Source organism: Mycobacterium sp. D16Q13 (assembly GCF_002013375.1).
Taxonomy (GTDB): Bacteria; Actinomycetota; Actinomycetes; order Mycobacteriales; family Mycobacteriaceae; genus Mycobacterium.
Genome location: NZ_MAEW01000003.1, coordinates 750,180 through 769,195 on the forward strand (window position 1 = coordinate 750,180; position 19,016 = coordinate 769,195).

Below are 19,016 nucleotides of genomic sequence, written 5' to 3' on the forward strand. Positions count from 1 at the left end.
GAAATTCCGTGTTCCGTAAAAGAAGACCGAGCAGAACGAGAACCCGTGCCGGATATCACCGATCTGTTTGCGCAGCGAGCCACTCTGCGGCGTTCTACCAGCTTGTTGTCATCTTTTCGCTTCGAGCAGAGTGCGCCCGAGCGGTTCTACGGAACGGTGGCGCAGGACACAGTTCACCTGGTCGCCGACTTGTGGCTACAGGCCACCGGCACCGGGTTGCAGGGCCGCACCGTGCTGGATGTCGGGGGCGGGCCGGGCTACTTCGCCTCGGCCTTCGCCGACGCCGGCGCACAGTACGTCGGTGTCGAACCCGACCCTCGGGAGATGCATGCGGCTCCTGACGGAACCCAGGGCATCCACGATCCACGAGCGGCATATCTGCGCGCATCCGGAATGGCCTTGCCGTTCGCCGACGACAGCGTCGACATCTGCCTGTCCTCCAACGTGGCCGAGCATGTACCCGAGCCCTGGCGCCTCGGCGCGGAAATGTTGCGGGTCACCCGCACGGGCGGGCTGGCGGTCTTGTCGTACACCGTCTGGCTCGGCCCTTTCGGTGGCCACGAAATGGGTCTGACGCATTACTTCGGCGGTGCCCGCGCCGCCCGCTGGTACACCCGCAAGCACGGCCATGCGCCCAAGAACAACTACGGGTCGTCACTTTTCCCGGTCTCCGTGCGCGACGGGCTCCAGTGGGCACACAGCACGGGCGCGCTGGTTGCCGCATTTCCCCGCTACCACCCCAAATGGGCATGGTGGATCACCAAAGTTCCCGCTGTGCGGGAGGTTCTGGTGAGCAATTTGGTGCTTGTCCTGCGCCCCCACTGAATCCAGAATTGCAACAGGTTCCACTTCCCCTGACTGCCCGGTAGTGTTGCGTACGTCACGCAACGAGGCGGACATGAAACGGAAGTCACGACACTTGACTGAGCAGACAGCGACGCATGAGGACGTTGCACGCCCCGCGGAATCACAACGGGACCCGGAGACCTTGCGCGGCGCACTCGCCGAGTGGATCTCCGCCCAGCTGCCGGCCGATGCCGCGCTCAGCGTGGACCACGCGGAGCTGCCCAGCGCCAACGGCATGTCCAGCGAGACGATCCTGGCCGATGCGCAGTGGACCGAGAACGGTGTGCGCGCTGCCCACCGGCTGGTGATCAGGACGGCACCTCAGCCCGACTCGAGCCCGGTGTTTTCGACTTATGACATGCGCCGCCAGTTCGACGTGATGGACAAGCTCGGCCAGCACACCAGCGCGGTGGTTCCGCCGGTGCTCTGGTACTGCGATGACCCCTCGGTGCTCGGCGGCGAGTTCTTCGTCATGAAGCGCGTCGACGGGGAGGTGCCGCCCGACCGGATGCCCTACACCTTCGGATCCTGGGTGACCGAGGCCTCCGCTGCCGACCGCCGCAAGATGCAGCGACTCACCGTCGACCAGATCGCCCGAGTTCACTCGGCGCCCGTCGAAGAGTTCGCGTTCCTCGACGACGCCCGCGAGGGGGAGACGGGTCTGGACGCCCATGTGCGCCGCACCCACGAGTTCTATGAGTGGGTACGCGGCGACGGCCCCACCATCCCGTTGATCGACCGCGGCTTCGCGTGGTTACGCGAGAACTGGCCGACCGAATCGCTAGGCACGAAAGATGCTGTCAGTTGGGGTGATTCGCGCCCGGGAAACGTCATCTACCAGAATTTCGAGCCGGTAGCACTGCTCGACTGGGAGATGGCTACCGTGGGGCCCCGCGAGCTCGACCTTGGATGGATCATCTTCCTGCACAGATTCTTCCAGGATCTGGCCGAAGTGGCGACGCTCCCGGGCCTCCCGGATTTCTGTCGGCGCGAGGACATCGCCGCCGAGTACGCCGCACTCACCGGGCACCACGCGGGCGATCTGGACTTCTACACCGCCTATGCCGCGCTGCAGCACGCCGTGATCATGGTGCGCATTCAGATGCGTGCCATGGCTTTTGGTATGGCAGAGATGCCGAATGACCCCGATGATTTGATCCTGCACAGGGCTACGCTGGAGAAGATGCTGGACGGAAAGTACTGGTCGCAGCTCGCAGAGGAGACCAGCGCGTGAGCCTGTCCCCCTTCGACGATTACCCGATCCACCAGATCGCCGATGTAGTCCGCCATGTCGGCACCTCGGATCGAAACTTCTATGACCGCTACTACTTTGGCTGCCACGGTGGGCACGCCGACCTGCCATATCTGATCACCGGACTGGGCGTCTACCCGAATCTGGGTGTCACCGATGCATTCGCTTCGGTGCGCGACGGCGACGACATCGTCGTGTTCCGGGCCTCGCGCGCATTGGGCGACGACCGAGCCGATCTCAAGGTCGGGCCGTACCGCATTGAGGTCCTTGAGGGTCTCAAGAGGGTGCGGCTGATCCTGGAACCCGGCTCCGAATACGACCTCGCCTTCGATATCACCTACACCGGTGAGATCCCGGCCTCCCTGGAACCCGGCCATTACCAGCGTCAACTGGGCCGCGTGATGTTCGATACCTCACGGTTTGCCCAAACTGGCACCTGGACAGGCCAATTGACGGTTGGTGGTACCACCCACGAGCTGGATGGAGTCAACTGGTCGGGCAACCGCGATCGATCCTGGGGCATCCGCCCCGTCGGTGAGGGCGAACCCGCCGGACGGCGCGCCTCCCTGGCTGGGGGCTTCTTCTGGCTCTACAACGTGATCTCGTTCCCCGAGTATTCGATCGTGTTCATCAACCAGGAAGACGAGCACGGCAACAAGGTCGTCAGCGGGGCGCGCCGGGTATGGCGTGATCCGGCGAAGGGGATCGACGAACTCGGACCCGTTACGCACGACATCACCTTGGTTCCCGGTACTCGCGAAGCGAGTTCGGCGGTCATTACGTTGGGTGACATCACCATCAAGGCCGATATCGTGCTGCCGCACTACTTCGGCTTCGGCACCGGGTACGGCCTGGATCCGGATTGGCGCCACGGCATGTGGCAGGGCGACCTCGTCGTGCAGGGCAAGCGGTACAAGACCGCGGAGCTGGACGCCACGCTCAAGTTGTTGTGCCCTGTCGACAATCTCGCCACCTTCACCGCCATCGAGAACGGCGTTGAGACCCACGGCAGTGGACTGTTCGAATTCGGCCCCATCGGCCCCCACAAACCCTCCGGCTTTACCGGGTTCGTTGATACACATCAGGAAAGAGACGGCGATTCATGACCAACGGGAACAACTTTGACAAGCTCTTCATCGGTGGCGTCTGGACTGAGCCGGCCACCGACCAGGTGATCGAGGTCATCTCGCCCGCCACCGGCCAGAAGGTGGGCCAGTGTCCGCTGGCCTCCCCCGCTGACGTCGAGGCCGCGGTCAGCGCCGCCCGCCGCGCCTTCGACGACGGCCCCTGGCCCAAGCTGACCCCGCACGAGCGGCAGGCGGTACTGCAGAAGGCAGTCGCCGGGCTAGAGGCCCGCAAGGACGAGATCTGCAAGGCCATCGCCGACGAGACCGGCGCTCCCCCCATGGTGATCGAAACGCTGCAATGGATGGGCGGCTTTGGCGCCATCCAGTACTACGCCAACGCGGCGGACGCGGTGAAGTGGAAGGAACTGCGCAACGGCGCGTACGGCCAGACCGTGGTGACCCGGGAGCCCGCCGGTGTGGTGGCCGCCATCGCGGCCTGGAACGTGCCGCTGTTCCTGGCGCTCAACAAGATCGGCCCGGCGTTCCTCGCAGGCTGCACGGTGGTACTCAAGCCCGCCGCCGAGACTCCCCTGTCGAGCTTCATCCTGGCCGAGGTGTTCGCCGAGGCGGGCGTACCCGAGGGCGTGCTGTCCGTGGTGCCCGGTGGAGCCGAAACCGGCCGGGCGCTGACCAATAACCCCGGCGTCGACGTATTCAGCTTCACCGGCAGCACCGTCGTCGGCAAGGAGATCGCCGAGATCGCCGCCAGGAATCTGAAGAAGGTCACCCTCGAGCTGGGCGGCAAGTCGGCGGCCATCGTGCTCGAGGACGCCGACCTGGCGGCCACCCTGCCGATGCTGGTGTTCGCGGGCCTGATGAACGCGGGCCAGGGCTGCGTCAACCAGACCCGGGTGCTGGCACCGCGGTCTCGGTACGACGAGGTAGTCGACGGCATCGTCGGCATGGTCTCGCTGATGGGAGTGGGACTGCCCGATGATCCGGCCACCCAGGTGGGGCCGCTGATCACCGAGAAGCAGCGCGCCCGGGTCGAGGGCTACATCGCCAAGGGCATCGAGGAGGGCGCGCGGCTGGCCTTCGGCGGCACCAGGCCCGAAGGGCGAGAAGAACTGGACAGCGGATACTTCGTACAGCCAACGATTTTCGCGGATGTCGACAACTCGATGACCATCGCGCAGGAGGAGATCTTCGGCCCGGTGCTCTCGATCATCGCCTACGACTCCGTGGATGAGGCCATCAAGATCGCCAACGACTCTCATTACGGCCTGGCGGGCAGTGTGTGGACCACCGATGTGCCCAAGGGCCTGGAGGTCGCGGCGCAGATCCGCACCGGCACCTATGGCATCAACTGGTACGCCTTCGACCCCAGCTGCCCATTCGGCGGCTACAAGCAGTCCGGTATCGGCCGCGAGAACGGGCCCGAGGGCATCGAGGAGTACTGCGAGCTCAAGAGCGTGCTGCTGCCGATGGGCTACACCCTCGACTCCATCTAGCCATCGAGTGCGAGCCTCACGCGGAAATCTTGCCCGAAATCCGCGTGAGGCTCGCGCTCGACGTTAGGGTTCGGCTGTGTCCACCACCGCAGAGGCCGACGCTGCTCCAACAGGTCTCCGCAAGGTCGTCGCGGCGTCGATGGCGGGCACCGTCGTCGAGTGGTATGAATTCTTCCTCTACGCCACCGCGGCCACCCTCGTCTTCAACAAGATCTTTTTCCCCGCTGTACAGGCCGGGGGGAACGATCTCGACAACATCATCAAGGCCTTCCTCACCTATGCGGTCGGGTTTGTCGCGCGGCCCATCGGCGGGATCGTGTTCGGGCACTTCGGGGATCGATACGGACGCAAGCACCTTCTGCAGATCGCGATCGTGCTGGTCGGTGTGGCCACCTTCCTCATGGGTTGCCTGCCGACCTTCGCCCAGATTGGCTATGGCGCCCCGATTCTGCTGGTGGTGCTGCGGTTCCTGCAGGGTTTCGCGGTGGGCGGCGAATGGGGCGGCGCCGTGCTGCTGGTGGCCGAGCACTCCCCCGACGCCCAACGGGGGTTCTGGTCGAGTTGGCCACAGGCGGCCGTGCCGCTCGGCAACCTCCTGGCCACCCTGGTGCTGCTCACGTTGTCGTGGACGCTCTCCGATGCCGCGTTCCTGGCCTGGGGCTGGCGCGTCGGCTTCTGGTTGTCGGTCGTCATCGTGGCGATCGGGTACTACATCCGCACCCGGATATCCGACGCGCCGATCTTCCATGAGGCCCGCCGAGAACTGGAAGAGAACAAGGCCAGCTCCTACGGCGTCGTCGAGGTATTCCGCCGGTATCCGCGCGGGGTGTTCACCGCCATGGGGCTGCGGGTGGCCGAGAACATCCTCTACTACATGGTGGTCACCTTCTCGATCACCTACCTCAAGATCGAGCTCCACATGGACACCAAGCGGATTCTGTTGCTGCTCTTGATCGCTCACGCGGTCCAGGCGATTGCCCTGCCCATCGTGGGGCGGTATACGGATATCGTCGGGCGGCGTGCGCCCTATGCGCTGGGAGCCCTGCTGGCCGCGGGCTGGGGTTTCATCGCGTTCCCGATGTTCAACACCCGAGACGAATGGGTGATCTTGGCGGCCATCGTGATCGGCCTGCTGGTGCACTCGCTGATGTTCGCGGGGCAGCCGGCGATCATGGCAGAGATGTTCCCCACCCGGATGCGCTACTCCGGGGTGTCGGTGGGTTACCAGGTGACCTCGATCTTCGCCGGGTCGCTGGCTCCGGTCATCGGTACCGCGCTGCTGAGTAAGTACCACAGCTGGGTGCCGGTGGCGATCTATCTGGCGGCCGTTGCTCCCATCACGCTGATCGCTGTGTGGGCACTGCCGGAGACCAAGGGCAGCTCGCTGCATGAGCTGGATGCCGCCGACAGGGCGCGCGCCTAGCGCTAGGTTGGTCCCATGGCGACCTACGGCTGGATCGGTTTGGGGAACATGGGCGGCCCAATGGCTGCCAATCTGGTGGCGGCCGGGCACACGGTGCGCGGCTTCGACCTCTCGGGTGACGCGCTGGCCGCTGCCGAAGCGCGAGGCGTCACCGCGGTAGAGGAGATCGCCGAGGTGCTGGCGGGCGCCGAGGTCGTGTTCACCATGCTGCCCAAGGGCGAGCATGTCCGCTCGGTGTTCGAGGGTCCCTACGGGATCTGGGAAAACGCCTCGCCATCAACGCTTCTGGTCGATAGCTCGACCGTCGACATCGAAACCTCGCGGTACTGTCACGCCGAGTCGGCACGCCGGGGGTTCCGGTTCGTCGACGCCCCGGTCTCCGGCGGGATCAGCGGCGCGCAGGCCGGCACGCTGTGCTTCATGCTCGGCGGCGACTTGGAAAACTCCGGTGCGGCAACTGATTACATCAAGCCGATGGCCGGACGTGTCATCCACGCCGGTGAGGGTGGAGCGGGCGTGGCCGCGAAGATCTGCAACAACATGATGCTGTTCATCGACATGATGGCCAACTCGGAAGGCTCGCAGCTGGCCGAGCGACTCGGCCTGGACCCCAAGGTGTTCTGGGAGATCTGCTCGGTATCCTCGGCGCGGTCCTGGGCGCAGCAGACGTGGTACCCCGTACCGGACATCATCGAATCCGCTGCCGCCAATCGCAATTTCGATGCCACCTTCACCGTTGACCTGGCGCACAAGGACGCCCGCCTGGCCTTGGCCGCCGGGGAAGCCACCGGCGTGAAGCTGCCCGCCGCCACCATGGTCACCGAGCAGTTCCAGCAGCTCATCGACGAAGGACTGGGCGGCAAGGACTGCTCACTGATCGTCAAGTACGCAACGCCCGACGGGTTGGCGCGCGGCTACCGGGCCTGACCGGGCCCGCCGTCGTGCAACTGCTGCAAAAACCGGTTGTACGAAGCTAATTCGTCGTCCTGGCCGGCCTCGTCGGCTTCCCGCGCCTCGGTCTCGGTCTGTTCCTCGCGCCGCCACCGGATGGCGAATATCAGGGTGGTCGCCAGCGCGATCGGCTCACCGTAGGACCAGGCCAGCGCACCGGCCAACGCCTGGTCCTTGACCGGGTCAACAGCCCACCCGGCGGGCGGGTTGGCGAAGATACCGATCAGCGGCCTCGGCGCCATCATGAGGATCACACCGATGAACACGTGCAGCGGCATCTCCACGAAGATGTCGAACATCCGGCCCAGGTTGGTCTGCCGGATCGGCAACGGGTCGGTGGACAGGATGGGGATGACGAAGAGCAGACCGCTGACCAAGAAGAAGATCTCTAACCCGGTGTGCCCCAACCAGGTAGCAGCGACGGTGTCGAACAACTGCGACAAATACAGGCCGTAGTAGCTGAACAGGAGCAGCGGAATGGTGACCGCGGGGTGCAGCAGGAAGGCACCCGCGCGACTGCGCAACCCTGCCAGCGCGGCGACCAGCACCCACCTGCCGGGCCCGTGGTGCGGCGTCGAGCGCAAGAGCAGCCGTCCCGGCGCGCCCAGCACCAACAAGGGCGGAACCAGGATCGACAGCGTCAACTGCTGAAACATGAACGCACTGAACAACCGAAATCCGTAGCGCTCGATCGAGAGTCCCATCACCGCGCCCAGGATCAGGCATCCGGACAGGAAACTCACCGTCGACCACCATGGCCAACTGCGGCCCAATCGGCGCAGCCGGACCACACTCACCACGTACCACCCCGCCAGCAGGACCGCGACGACGGGAAGCACCGGGATGGTCGGCGGATCCCACTCGAGCAACGACCAGGCCGTCGGAGGATCGGCCGGGATGGTGGTCAGCCCAGTAGCCCACCTCGCCTCGTTCATTGATTACATTATGCGCATATTTGAATGACCTGGCCATCCGGGGCGCATATCCGGGCGTTCACCTGCAATTCGGATCGCCGCTAGCCAAACAGCGTTGGTTCACAGCTTCGGTAACTAGGGTGCGCGACGGGGCCGGGGAAACACAGCAAGAAAGGTACGAACTGATGGCTGTATCCGTGAATCTCGAGAAGGCACTCGACAAGGCCTACGAGAACAAGGACCTCAAGGATGTCCTCGACGCACCCCCGTCGGCTCTCGCCGGTCTGACCGAGAAGCATGACGCGGTATTGAAGGAAGCCCTCAACATCTCGACCGTGCGCGAGCTGGGCACCAACAAGTACCTGGCGGTCGCCGCGGCGCTGGCCGCGCTGGAGAGCAAGACCGGCTAAACCGTTGCCCGAGAATGCTTCTGCGCAGACAACCGCTGCGCAGAAGCATTCTTGTGGTCAGCCGCGAAGCGCCTCCGCCAGCGGCTCCAGCACGGCCGGGTCATAGGGCGGGGGCAGGTAGATGATCGCCAGATCGAGACCCTCCGCGCCCAGTGCGGCGGACTCATCGACAACCTTCGCGTAATCGCGATCCTCGCCGAGCCGAATGTGGGCCGAGAGCGTGATCTCGGCCGGATCTCGTCCGATATCGGCGCAGTGCGCGGCCAGCACATCGCGTTTGCGCGCGAACTCCTCGGGTGGTCCACCCACGAAGTTCCAGTGCTGGGCGTACTTGGCGGTGATCCGCAGCGTCCGCTTCTCGCCACTGCCGCCTATGCAGATGGGCGGGTGCGGTTTCTGCGGTCCCTTGGGCTCGTTGCGAGCATCTTTGAGCTGGTAGAACGTGCCGTCAAAGCTCGTCGTCTCCTGGCTCAGCAGGCCGGTGAGAACCTCGCAGGCCTCCTCGAACCGGTCGAACCGCTCCTTGATGCTGCCCAGCTCGATGCCATAGGCGCCGGATTCTTCCTCGTTCCAGCCGGCACCGATACCGAGTTCCAGGCGACCGCCGGACACGATGTCCAGCGCTGAGGCCATATTGGCCAGCACGGCCGGATGCCGATAGTGGATACCGGTCACCAGCACCCCGACACGCAGCCGCCGGGTGGCCTGCGCCAGCGCGGTGAGGGTTACCCAGCCCTCCAGGCACGGCCCAGAGGAGTCCGAGAAGATCGGATAGAAGTGGTCAAAGGTCCAGCCGGACTCGAAGACCTCGATCTCGTCGGCCACCTTCCAGATGGCCAGCATGTCGTCCCAGGTGGTGTTCTGCGGAGATGTCTTGAACGCGAAGCGCATTCCATAACCCTATGCAGGACTCACCTGGAGTGTCGACCAGATACGAACTATCCCAGCCGTTGTTTGAGGGCGTCGAACTCGTCCTTGACGCCCGTGGGCAGCTTCTCGCCGATGAACTCGAACCACTCCTCGATGAGCGGCAGTTCGGCCTGCCACTCCTCGTTGTGGACCGCCAGCGCCTCGGCCACATCGGCCTCGTCGACGTCCAGACCCGACAGGTCCAGGTCCTCGACACCCGGAACGGTGCCGATCGGGGTGGATACGCCGTTGGCGCGGTGCTCGATCCGGTCGACGATCCACTTGAGCACGCGGCTGTTCTCGCCGAAGCCGGGCCACAGGAAGCGACCGTCGCCGCCGCGACGGAACCAGTTGACGAAGAACACCTTCGGGAGCTTGGACTCGTCGGCCTGCTTGCCGACGTTGATCCAGTGGTTCAGGTAGTCACCGACGTGGTAGCCCATGAACGGCAGCATCGCCATCGGGTCGCGGCGCACGGTGCCAACCTTGCCCTCGGCGGCCGCGGTCTGCTCCGAACCCAGTGTGCCGCCAATGAACACACCGTGCTGCCAGTCCCGGGCCTCGGTCACCAACGGCACAGTCGTCTTGCGACGGCCACCGAACAGGATCGCCGAGATCGGCACACCCTGCGGGTCATCCCATTCGGGGGCCAAGATGGGGCACTGCGACATCGGGGTGCAGTAGCGCGAATTCGGGTGCGCGGCTTTGGTCTCGGTCTCCCGCAGGACCCAGTCCTGACCCTTCCAGTCGATCAGGTGCTCCGGCTCGCCCTCCAGGCCTTCCCACCAGACGTCGTTGTCGTCGGTGCGCGCGACGTTGGTGAAGACGGTGTTGCCGGCTTCGATGGTCTTCATGGCGTTGGGGTTGGAGCTCCAGTTGGTGCCCGGTGCCACACCGAAGAAGCCGAACTCCGGATTGACGGCGTACAGGCGACCGTCCTTGCCGAAGCGCATCCAGGCGATGTCATCACCCAACGTCTCTGCGCGCCATCCGGGAATGGTCGGCTGAATCATCGCGAGGTTGGTCTTGCCGCAGGCCGACGGGAACGCCGCGGCCACGTAGTAGGCCTTGTTCTCCGGCGAGATGAGCTTGAGGATCAGCATGTGCTCGGCAAGCCAGCCCTCGTCGTGGGCCATCGCCGAGGCGATGCGCAACGAGTAGCACTTCTTGCCCAGCAGCGCGTTGCCACCGTAACCCGAACCGTAGGACCAGATTTCACGAGATTCGGGGAAGTGGGTGATGTACTTGGTGTCATTGCACGGCCATGGCACATCTTCCTGGCCGGGCTCCAGGGGCGCACCGATCGAGTGCAGCGCCTTCACAAAGAATCCGTCATCGCCCAGCTTCTCCAGGGCGGCGGCACCCATCCGGGTCATCACGCGCATCGAGGCGACGACGTACTCCGAGTCGGTGAGCTCCACACCCAGCTTCGGATCGTCAGCACCGAGCGGGCCCATGCAGAACGGCACCACCCACATGGTGCGTCCGCGCATGCTGCCACGGAAGAGCTCTGTCATGGTGGTGCGCATCTCGGCGGGGTCCACCCAGTTGTTGGTGGGACCGGCGTCCTCTTTGCGCTCCGAGCAGATGTACGTCCGCGATTCCACCCGCGCGACATCCGACGGGTCCGACAGCGCCAGGAATGAGTTGGGGTGCTTCTCGGAATTGAGCCGCTGGAACGTGCCTGCGTCGACCAGCTGCTGAGAAACGCGCTCGAATTCCTCATCGGAACCATCAGCAAACACAACTCGATCAGGTTGCGTCAGCTCAGCGACCTCGCGAACCCAGGCGAGCAATCCCGCATGCTTCGTCGGAGCGTTGTCAAGACCGGGAATGGTCGCTGCTGTCATCGAGAGCATCTCCTCGTTGATGCCGGGTGGGGTACGCAGTTGCCGCACCGGCGCTGGTCGGAAGCTAGATACAAACCTAGATATATGAGGTTAGCGCTGGCCCTGTTCAGCGTGAAACGGGGCCACTGACAGTCCGTCATAGGACCGGTAACAGCGGCCGAGGTCTCTACTCTTCGCGCCGGGCCAACACCGCCCAGATAGCGAAAAATCACTGACCGCCGACGCGGCCGTGCTCGATCAGCTCCCAGTGCGCGCCCGCACCCCGGGCCCACGTCTCGTAGGTGCCGTCGGCCCCGAACGTGGTCACCTTGTCGGCGACGCCGTCCTCGTCGATATCGGAGACTATGGAAAGCCCGGTCGACCCGTCCGACGGATGCAGCGCAACGGTGTCGCCAATGCCGTCGTGGTCGGTGTCGATGAGATCCGTGCCCAGGTCCACCAGCCCGCCGTCGCTGGGCAGGTACATGTGGTGATCGACATGCAGGTCGGGGCTCAGGGCATGCCCGGGTTCGGGCAACCCTTCTCCCAGCCCACCAAGGCCCTCATGGAAACCCTGGCCGAAACCATCGATCATGAGAACTTATTGTCGTCGCTTCGGCCGATCGCGTCCAGCCGTTCGGTGACTATCGTTAGCGCCTTATGCACCAACGGCAGGTCGCGATTACGCAGCGCCGTTGCCCGGGCGGTGTTCATGGCGGCTTCACGCAGCTCGGAGTCGATTTGCCCCACGCGGGCGGCCAGCTTGTCGTTCTCACGTTCGTCGATCTCGACCAGATCGGCATTGAGCCTGGTCTCTACCTCAAGTACCCGCGCGGCAACCCACTGCTCCAGATACGCGCGCAGCTCTCCCATGGTGTCTCCCAACCACCGGTCCAGCACCGTCCGGTCGTGCAAGAGCCCCCGCACTGCCACCAGCCATACCGCGATGCAGGCCCCGGCCACCAGCCCTACGGCTAAACCCGCCGGCGCCATGCCCGGGCGCGCGGAAGCCACCAACCGGGACACCGTCAACGCCGCACCCAGACCGAAGAACACTCCGAACAGCGCCATCATCCGGGTCTCCAGACGACGCGATCGCACCGAGGGATCAGCCACCTCGGGCGGCACCGGGCGATTCACGCTGGGGCGCGGTGCCACCCAGCGTTGCGTCACCTCGGCGGACACCTCGGCAAGGTGCTCTTCGGTGCCCTGCTCGACTTCCGCCACCACTTCACCCACTCGGCGCCGTACCCGCTCACCGAAGTCGGCCACATCGCGGCGCTTCAGTTCCGCGATGTCCTCCCGGAGTTCACCGCCCACCGAGCCGACCCGCTTGCGCGCGAAGTACAGCAGCGTCATGCGGGCCTGCGCGATGCGGTTGCGCAACGCCAGGGTCCGCTCGGACTTGCCCGAACGCGTGCGTCGCAGTACTGCCTGACGCTGATTGCGCAGCTCGTCGGCGCGGGCGCCCTCCCCCGCCTCCGGCGACACGTTGAGCATTCCTTGCAGACGAGTTACCCAGGCACGCAGCCTGTTTCGTTCATCCAGGGCAGGTTCTCCGCGAACCTTACGCACCGCGCTCACCAGTTCATCGAGCCCCGGTGCGGCACCGCGCGTCGAGACCCCCAGCCAGGTGACACCGCTGAACCGGGAATCGTGCTGGGCCAGGATCTCCCGATTGCGGTTCATCACCTCACGCCAGGACTGGTGCACGTCGATCTTGGAAACGACGGCGACAAGGGCGTCTGTGTTGGCCGCGGCCAACTGGATCAGGCCACAGTCCGACGGGGTCAACGGTGCGGTTCCGCTGCATACGAAAACCACCGCCGACGGCGCCTGCCCGTGGCGCAGGTCCTCCGGTTCGACGATCCGCACCCCCGAGGCGCGTGACGCCAGCTCGGCGGCCAGGGTGCTCGCACCGGCCAGCCAACTGCCGGTCACCATCACGGCGTCTTGCAGGTCCACACCGAGTGGACCGAGTGCGGGGTCTACCGCCAGCACCAGCTCGTCGACCCGCTTATCTGTGGAGGTCGTCACGCCCGGCCCCCGGCCAGCCGCCATAAGCGCAGCGATCCGCGCGCGATGTCCGTGCCCATCGCGGCGTAGGTGGCATTCACCGGGCCGGCGGCGAACCGCTGCCAGCGCTCGGCGCGGTAGCGGTGATCTTCTGGATGATCGCTCAGCTCCACGGCGATACCCGCTGCCGTGGCGGCGTCCACCGCACACCGCATCGCAGCCACCACCACGTCGTCACTGGTCAGGAAGGCATCGATAGGTATCGGCAGGACACCCGTCACACCAATCCTGCGGAGCTCGGCGAGCACAGTCCGCATCCGGCGATACCAACCCTGCGCGATGGCGGCGCGAATGGCCTTCACCACCGCATCGATACCCGACAGGTCGCACAGCAGCGAGGCCAGCCCCGGCGCCGCCAGGGTGGGAACCTGCCGAAGCGCCCCGATCGCGCACCCCATCGGATACAGGTCCAGCTCATGCAGTAACCGCTGCCGCATCCGCACCGGCACCTCGTGCGTACATGTCACGAACGCATCCACGGAGCTGGTGTCCGCGGGATTCTCGACCATCAGCTTGAGCGCCTCGACCATCGCCTGATCGATATCGGCCAAGGGGACGTGCGCGGACAACGGCAATGTCGGCACCCGCGTCTCGCCGCGGTACTGGGCGCAGCGCTCCACGGCTGCGCTCCAGGGACCGCGGGCGGCGCCGGGATCGGTCAGATCTGCCTTATTGAGAATCAGCACCTTGGGTGCGTTGGACGCCGACAACACCGCACGGTCCTCGGGCTTGAGCGCCTCTGCGAACACCACCACCTGGACGTCCATGGCGTCGGCGTCCGCGGAATCAGCAGGATCCACGCCGGGGATGGGCACCTCGATGAGGGCATGTCCCGGTCCGTCCTCGGCAGGTAGCGTGCGCCCCAACGCACCGATCACGCTGGTGACGCCCACACCGGCACGGCCCCGGACGGTGACCCGAAGCGGGTCCCCCGCCCGCACCGCCAGATCGTGAATGCGCTGGCCGCCGTGCACCTGGCGAACCTCAGGACGCGTCGCGAACCGGTCGAGCGCTCCCCGGAAGACCTCAAACCCCCGCGTCATCCCTTTTCCAGACCCAATCTCATCGCTCGTACGGAAATGCTCACATTGTCACCTGATCCGGTGGAGGGTTCCACCCTGGTAGGCAACTGTTGAGTATCAATATGCGCAGGGATTATGGGATCTGCCGCCTATAGGTGACCATGGGAAGATGCGTTGTGACGGCCAGGAGCGGGGCTGTGCGGTGCCTGAAACAGCCACCGACGAGCTCCCGGGGACCGTCAGTGCCGGTTCCGCCGCCCATACCGACGGCTCCAACCACCACCCACGCCGAGTGTCCAGCTTCCGCTCACGCGGGTCATCGCTGTCCGACGGTCAGCAGAAGGCCTGGGACAAGTCGTGGCAGAGCTACGGCCGTGTCGCCCGGGAGACCGACGGCACCTGCCCGCCGCTGGACCCCACGGCATGGTTCGGTCGCACCGCGCCCTTGATTCTCGAAATCGGTTGCGGTACAGGGACATCCACTGCCGCCATGGCCCTGCAAGAACCCCAGTTCGACGTGCTTGCGGTCGAGGTCTACCGCAAGGGCCTGGCCCAGCTGCTTTCGGCGATCGATCGCGAAGGTATCGAGAACATCCGGCTGATCCGCGGGGATGCACTGGACGTGCTGGAGTACCTGCTGCCGTCGGGAACGCTGACCGCGGCACGAGTGTTCTTCCCGGATCCCTGGCCAAAGACCCGCCACCACAAACGCCGACTGCTGCAGCCGGGCACCGTGGCGCTGCTCTCGGACCGGCTCCGCCCGGGCGGCACCCTGCATGTGGCCACCGACCATGCGAATTACGCCGAACATATCGCCGAGGTCGGGGATAACGAATCCACGCTGCGGCGCCTTGAACTCGATGATCCCCGCATTCCGGTCTCCGTGAGCCGGCCCACCACTAAGTTCGAGGGGAAAGCGCACACGGTCGGCAGTGCGATCAACGACTTCGTCTGGGAGCGATTGTGAGCCTCGCCGAGGACCTGGAGCGCCCAGATACAGCGGATGAATCGGTTCACCGACGCAGGGTGCTGCGGGTGCTGCTGGTGTGGGACGCACCTAACCTCGATATGGGCCTGGGGGCCATCATTGGCGGCCGCCCGTCCGCCGAGAACCGGCCACGTTTCGACGCCCTGGGCCGTTGGCTGCTCGAACGCACTGCCGCGTATTCGGCAGATCATCCCCATTGCCTCGTCGAACCCGAGGCCACTGTGTTTACCAATATCGCGCCGGGGAACGCCGAAGTGGTGCGCCCGTGGGTCGAGGCGCTGCGCAATGTTGGGTTTGCGGTATTTGCCAAACCCAAGATCGACGAAGACAGTGACGTCGATGTCGACATGCTTGCTCATATCGAGCTGCGGTCCGAGGAAGGCCTGGCCGGGGTACTTGTGGCCTCGGCGGATGGTCAGGCTTTCCGCGAACCGATGGAGAAAATCGCCGGTGACGGGGTGCCCGTCAGTGTGCTGGGATTTCGCGAACATGCGAGTTGGGCGCTAACCTCGGATACTCTGGAGTTCGTCGATCTCGAGGACATACCCGGAGTTTTCCCCCGAGCCTTGCCGCGGGTGGGTCTCGATTCGCTCCCCGACGAAGGCGCCTGGTTGCAGCCATTCCGACCCTTGTCGGCATTGCTTACGACGAGGACGTGACGAGACATAAGGAACCGGCGCGTGAGAGACGCTAGTTAGGAGATTCTGTGTTCGCCTGGTGGGGCCGAATGGTGTACCGGTATCGGTTCATCGTCGTTGCCGCGTTTGTCACGATCTGCCTGGGTTCCGGGCTGTTCGGGATAACGCTCGGCGACCACGTGACGCAGAGCGGTTTCTTCGCCGACAACAGCGAGTCCGTAAAGGCCTCCGTGATGGCCGACGACGCGCTGGGACGTGACCGAACCACCCACGTCGTCGCCGTCATTGCGGCACCCGAGGGCAAGACCGTCGACGATCCTGACTTCCAGAAGAAGGTCACCGACCACTTCAACCAGCTTCAGAAGGACAATCCCAAAGAGGTCTACGGCTGGGCCGGCTGGTTACGCGCCCCCACCAGTACAGACCCCACCGTCAAGCGGATGGTGACCGACGACCGTAAGCACACCTTTGTCTCGGTCAGCCTCAACGGCGACGATGACGACACCATCCTCAACAACTACAAGGCGCTGTCGAATCCGGACAAGGACGACGACCCCGCGAAAAACAAGTTCCTGCTCAACGGCGTCGATATTCAGCTGGCCGGCCTGCAGCCTGTTGCCAGTGAGCTGACCGGAACCATCGGCAAGGACCAGCAGCGCATGGAGGTCCTGTCGCTGCCCGTCATGGCCGTCGTGTTGTTCTTCGTCTTCGGCGGTGTGATCGCCGCCGGACTGCCCCTGATGGTGGGCGGCCTGACCATCGCCGGCGCACTCGGCATCATGCGGCTGATCACGCTGTTCGCCCCAGTGCACTTCTTCGCTCAGCCGGTGGTCACGCTGATCGGCCTGGGTATCGCCATCGACTACTCGCTGTTCATCGTCAGCCGTTTCCGCGAGGAAATCGCCGAGGGCTACGACACCGAAACTGCGGTCCGCCGCACCGTCATCACCTCGGGCCGTACCGTCATGTTCTCGGCCACCCTGATCGCTGCGGCCCTGATGCCGATGCTGATCGTGCCGCAGCAGTTCCTGAGGTCGCTGACGTACGCCGGTATCGCCTCGGTGCTGCTCGCCGCGATTCTGGCGGTCACCGTGTTGCCTGCGTGTCTGGGTGTTCTCGGGCGGCATGTCGACGCCCTGAGCATCAAGCGGTTCAGCCGAACCAAGTCACGCGAGGAGCTGGAGAACGGCTTCTGGGGACGCACCGTCGTCTTCGTGATGCAACGGCCGCTGGTGTTCGCCGTGCCGATCGTCATCGTGATGCTGCTGCTGATCATCCCGCTGGGCAATCTCAAACTCGGCGGATTCAGCGAAAAGTACCTGCCGCCAACGAATTCCGTCCGCATGGCACAAGAGGACTTCGACACACTCTTCCCCGGCTTCCGTACCGAGACCATCACCATCGTCACCAAGGGCGCCACCGACTCACAGCTCAATCAGATCCGGGCCGATGCGATGAAAGTTCCGGGGTTCGTCGAGCCCGGTGGGGACAAGACCCAGATGTGGCAGCGCCGTCAGTCGGTCAAGACAGATGGCGACGCCAGCGTGAAGGTCATCCAGAACGCCCTGATCAACCGCGACACCGCCGGAGCCAAGGTCAAAGAGCTTCGGGCGATGTCCGTCCCCAAGGGCGTCACGATGTATATCGGCGGTACTCCCGCACTCGAGCAAGACTCGATCGACACCGTGTTCGACAAACTTCCGCTGGTGATCGTGATTCTGATCAGCGTCACCACGATCCTGATGTTCCTGGCGTTCGGCTCGCTGGTATTGCCCATCAAGGCGGCAGTCATGAGCGCCCTCGGCCTGGGTTCCACCATGGGCATCCTGACCTGGATATTCGTTGACGGTCACTTCTCCAAGTGGCTGAACTTCACCCCGACACCGCTCACCGCGCCTGTCATCGTGCTGATCATCGTCGTCATCTACGGCCTGTCCAGCGACTACGAAGTGTTCTTGATGTCCCGCATGATCGAGGCCCGGCACCAGGGGCTGTCGACTACCGAGGCCGTGCGTGTGGGTACCGCCAACACCGGGCGCATCATCACCGCAGCCGCGTTGATTCTGATCGTGGTGGCCGGCGGCTTCGCCTTCTCCGATCTGGTGATGATGAAGTACCTGGCCTTCGGTCTCATCGCCGCCTTGATCCTGGACGCCACCGTGGTCCGCATGCTGCTCATCCCGGCGGTCATGAAACTGCTTGGTGATGACTGCTGGTGGGCACCGGCCTGGATGAAGCGCATCCAGGTGAAGCTCGGCCTCGGCGAGGTCACCCTGGCTGACGAGCGCAAGCGTCCGACCGGCCGCGAGCAGGCCATCGCGGCGGCGAGTTCTCCTGTCGGGTCCAATGCACGCACCACAAAGCTGCAGATCGCCTCCGAGCGCACCCGGCTTCCCTCGACACCCACACCGCGCCAACATGATCCGTCGGCACCGGCGCGGCCCACTCCGACTCCTCCGGCTCCTCCAACCACCCCGGTCAGCCTGGCCGGTGATGCCGGCGGCGACGCACCCGCGACCACGCGGATGTCGGTGCCCGGTAAGAACGTTGCTCCTACCGACGCGCCCACCACGCGCGTACCCGGTGGCAACCCCACCGGCCCGGACGCTCCGACCACCCGCAGCGGCGTCGCCGGAACACACCGCCCGGACCGCCGCAATGCCGACAGAGAGATCGAGTCGTGGCTCGGCGAGCTGCGCGGTCCCAAGCAGCCCGGCTCCGGCCCGGCCGCCGAATCGGGAGATGCGACCACCGCGATACCCGTCGCCAAGCCTCCTCAGTCCACGTCGCAACCAGCACAGCCGAATCGTGCCAGCAGCACTCCGGCTGAGGACGCGACGACGGCGATGCCGATCGCCACTCCGGATGCCACGCGGCAGGGCCCACCCCGGGCTCCACGTCCTCCCCAGTCACCACAGCCCGCTCCCCCCGCCGCTGATGCCACGGAGGCATTACCGGCGCCCGGACAGGGTCGTGATCAGAAGCGCACCCCGCAGCAACAGCAGGAAGTCGACGAGGCCACTCGCCGTAGCCGCGGTGGCAGCGTCAGCGCCCAGGATCTGCTGCGTCGCGAGGGGCGCCGCATCTAACGCGATGCGGCTGACCTAACCATCTCTCGCTGAGATGCCATTCGCGTACGGCGTTGCGCGGCCGGTGTGTTCGTCGATATCAGCTCGACCA

16 protein-coding genes are annotated in these 19,016 nt (G+C 65.0%); 10 read left to right on the forward strand and 6 right to left on the reverse strand.

All coding sequences use genetic code 11. The annotated features are described in order from the left end of the window. Window positions 1–45: 45 nt before the first annotated feature. The 6 genes from B4400_RS06320 to mmsB all read left to right on the forward strand — a co-directional run bounded on the left by B4400_RS06320 (window position 46) and on the right by mmsB (window position 7,026). Entirely contained in the window at window positions 46–825 is a 780-nt protein-coding gene (locus B4400_RS06320; protein ID WP_078307120.1) for a class I SAM-dependent methyltransferase, read from the forward strand. A 43-nt stretch (window positions 826–868) separates the two neighbouring features. After that, complete coding sequence (locus B4400_RS06325; protein WP_078307118.1) at window positions 869–2,080, forward strand: phosphotransferase family protein; 1,212 nt, start codon at window positions 869–871, stop codon at window positions 2,078–2,080. Then, complete coding sequence (locus B4400_RS06330) at window positions 2,077–3,204, forward strand: Rv3169 family protein (protein WP_078307116.1); 1,128 nt, start codon at window positions 2,077–2,079, stop codon at window positions 3,202–3,204. The genes B4400_RS06325 and B4400_RS06330 overlap by 4 nt, the downstream gene beginning before the upstream one ends. Next, the gene (locus B4400_RS06335; RefSeq protein WP_078307114.1) at window positions 3,201–4,676 is read left to right on the forward strand and encodes an aldehyde dehydrogenase; all 1,476 of its coding nucleotides are present in this window, start codon (window positions 3,201–3,203) and stop codon (window positions 4,674–4,676) included. Before B4400_RS06330 ends, B4400_RS06335 begins: the two co-directional genes overlap by 4 nt. Window positions 4,677–4,752: 76 nt before the next feature. Then, window positions 4,753–6,099 (forward strand): MFS transporter, encoded by a 1,347-nt coding sequence (locus B4400_RS06340; RefSeq protein ID WP_078307112.1) that lies wholly within the window; start codon window positions 4,753–4,755, stop codon window positions 6,097–6,099. A gap of 15 nt (window positions 6,100–6,114) precedes the next feature. Beyond that, window positions 6,115–7,026, forward strand: a complete 912-nt coding sequence (gene mmsB / locus B4400_RS06345; RefSeq protein WP_078307110.1) for a 3-hydroxyisobutyrate dehydrogenase — start codon at window positions 6,115–6,117, stop codon at window positions 7,024–7,026. Here mmsB and B4400_RS06350 read toward each other — a convergent pair. Continuing rightward, window positions 7,014–7,985 (reverse strand): cytochrome c oxidase assembly protein, encoded by a 972-nt coding sequence (locus tag B4400_RS06350; protein WP_078307108.1) that lies wholly within the window; start codon window positions 7,983–7,985, stop codon window positions 7,014–7,016. The two genes, mmsB and B4400_RS06350, sit on opposite strands and share 13 nt — an antisense overlap. 164 nt (window positions 7,986–8,149) lie before the next feature. On the opposite strand from B4400_RS06350, the gene B4400_RS06355 reads away from it, so the two are divergent. After that, window positions 8,150–8,374 carry a hypothetical protein gene (locus tag B4400_RS06355; RefSeq protein ID WP_078307106.1) on the forward strand — a complete coding sequence of 75 codons (225 nt, stop codon included), beginning with the start codon at window positions 8,150–8,152 and terminating at the stop codon, window positions 8,372–8,374. 57 nt (window positions 8,375–8,431) lie between these two features. Here the strand turns inward: B4400_RS06355 and B4400_RS06360 are convergent, their stop codons facing one another. The 5 genes from B4400_RS06360 to B4400_RS06380 form a co-directional block, all read right to left on the reverse strand. Then, complete coding sequence (locus B4400_RS06360; protein WP_078307104.1) at window positions 8,432–9,265, reverse strand: LLM class F420-dependent oxidoreductase; 834 nt, start codon at window positions 9,263–9,265, stop codon at window positions 8,432–8,434. Window positions 9,266–9,312: 47 nt separating this feature from the next. Then, window positions 9,313–11,133, reverse strand: coding sequence for a phosphoenolpyruvate carboxykinase (GTP) (locus B4400_RS06365; RefSeq protein ID WP_078307409.1), 1,821 nt, complete (start codon window positions 11,131–11,133; stop codon window positions 9,313–9,315). 208 nt (window positions 11,134–11,341) lie between these two features. After that, a complete protein-coding gene (locus B4400_RS06370; RefSeq protein ID WP_078307102.1) occupies window positions 11,342–11,707 on the reverse strand; it encodes a DUF6802 family protein in 366 nt (121 codons plus the stop codon). After that, window positions 11,704–13,149 carry a hypothetical protein gene (locus B4400_RS06375; protein ID WP_078307407.1) on the reverse strand — a complete coding sequence of 482 codons (1,446 nt, stop codon included), beginning with the start codon at window positions 13,147–13,149 and terminating at the stop codon, window positions 11,704–11,706. The genes B4400_RS06370 and B4400_RS06375 overlap by 4 nt, the downstream gene beginning before the upstream one ends. Further along, on the reverse strand, window positions 13,146–14,231 hold the full coding sequence (locus B4400_RS06380; protein WP_078307101.1) for a hypothetical protein: 1,086 nt from the start codon (window positions 14,229–14,231) through the stop codon (window positions 13,146–13,148). The genes B4400_RS06375 and B4400_RS06380 overlap by 4 nt, the downstream gene beginning before the upstream one ends. Before the next feature lie 130 nt (window positions 14,232–14,361). Here B4400_RS06380 and trmB point away from each other — a divergent pair, with 130 nt between their 5' ends. The 3 genes from trmB to mmpL3 are packed head-to-tail and all read left to right on the forward strand — an operon-like array spanning window position 14,362 to window position 18,925. Next, complete coding sequence (gene trmB / locus B4400_RS06385) at window positions 14,362–15,177, forward strand: tRNA (guanosine(46)-N7)-methyltransferase TrmB (RefSeq protein ID WP_286142060.1); 816 nt, start codon at window positions 14,362–14,364, stop codon at window positions 15,175–15,177. A 14-nt stretch (window positions 15,178–15,191) separates the two neighbouring features. Continuing rightward, complete coding sequence (locus tag B4400_RS06390) at window positions 15,192–15,857, forward strand: NYN domain-containing protein (RefSeq protein WP_286142061.1); 666 nt, start codon at window positions 15,192–15,194, stop codon at window positions 15,855–15,857. 47 nt (window positions 15,858–15,904) lie between these two features. Then, entirely contained in the window at window positions 15,905–18,925 is a 3,021-nt protein-coding gene (gene mmpL3, locus B4400_RS06395) for a trehalose monomycolate exporter MmpL3 (protein ID WP_078307100.1), read from the forward strand. Window positions 18,926–19,016: the final 91 nt, after the last annotated feature.

What these genes read in the sequence shown, in the direction of transcription:
- B4400_RS06350 (WP_078307108.1), bottom strand. Translation starts at nt 7,985, where the DNA reads ATGAACGAGGCGAGGTGGGCTACTGGGCTGACCACCATCCCGGCCGAT.
- B4400_RS06380 (WP_078307101.1), bottom strand. Translation starts at nt 14,231, where the DNA reads ATGACGCGGGGGTTTGAGGTCTTCCGGGGAGCGCTCGACCGGTTCGCG.
- mmsB (WP_078307110.1), top strand. Translation starts at nt 6,115, where the DNA reads ATGGCGACCTACGGCTGGATCGGTTTGGGGAACATGGGCGGCCCAATG.
- B4400_RS06365 (WP_078307409.1), bottom strand. Translation starts at nt 11,133, where the DNA reads ATGACAGCAGCGACCATTCCCGGTCTTGACAACGCTCCGACGAAGCAT.
- B4400_RS06335 (WP_078307114.1), top strand. Translation starts at nt 3,201, where the DNA reads ATGACCAACGGGAACAACTTTGACAAGCTCTTCATCGGTGGCGTCTGG.
- B4400_RS06360 (WP_078307104.1), bottom strand. Translation starts at nt 9,265, where the DNA reads ATGCGCTTCGCGTTCAAGACATCTCCGCAGAACACCACCTGGGACGAC.
- B4400_RS06355 (WP_078307106.1), top strand. Translation starts at nt 8,150, where the DNA reads ATGGCTGTATCCGTGAATCTCGAGAAGGCACTCGACAAGGCCTACGAG.
- B4400_RS06370 (WP_078307102.1), bottom strand. Translation starts at nt 11,707, where the DNA reads ATGATCGATGGTTTCGGCCAGGGTTTCCATGAGGGCCTTGGTGGGCTG.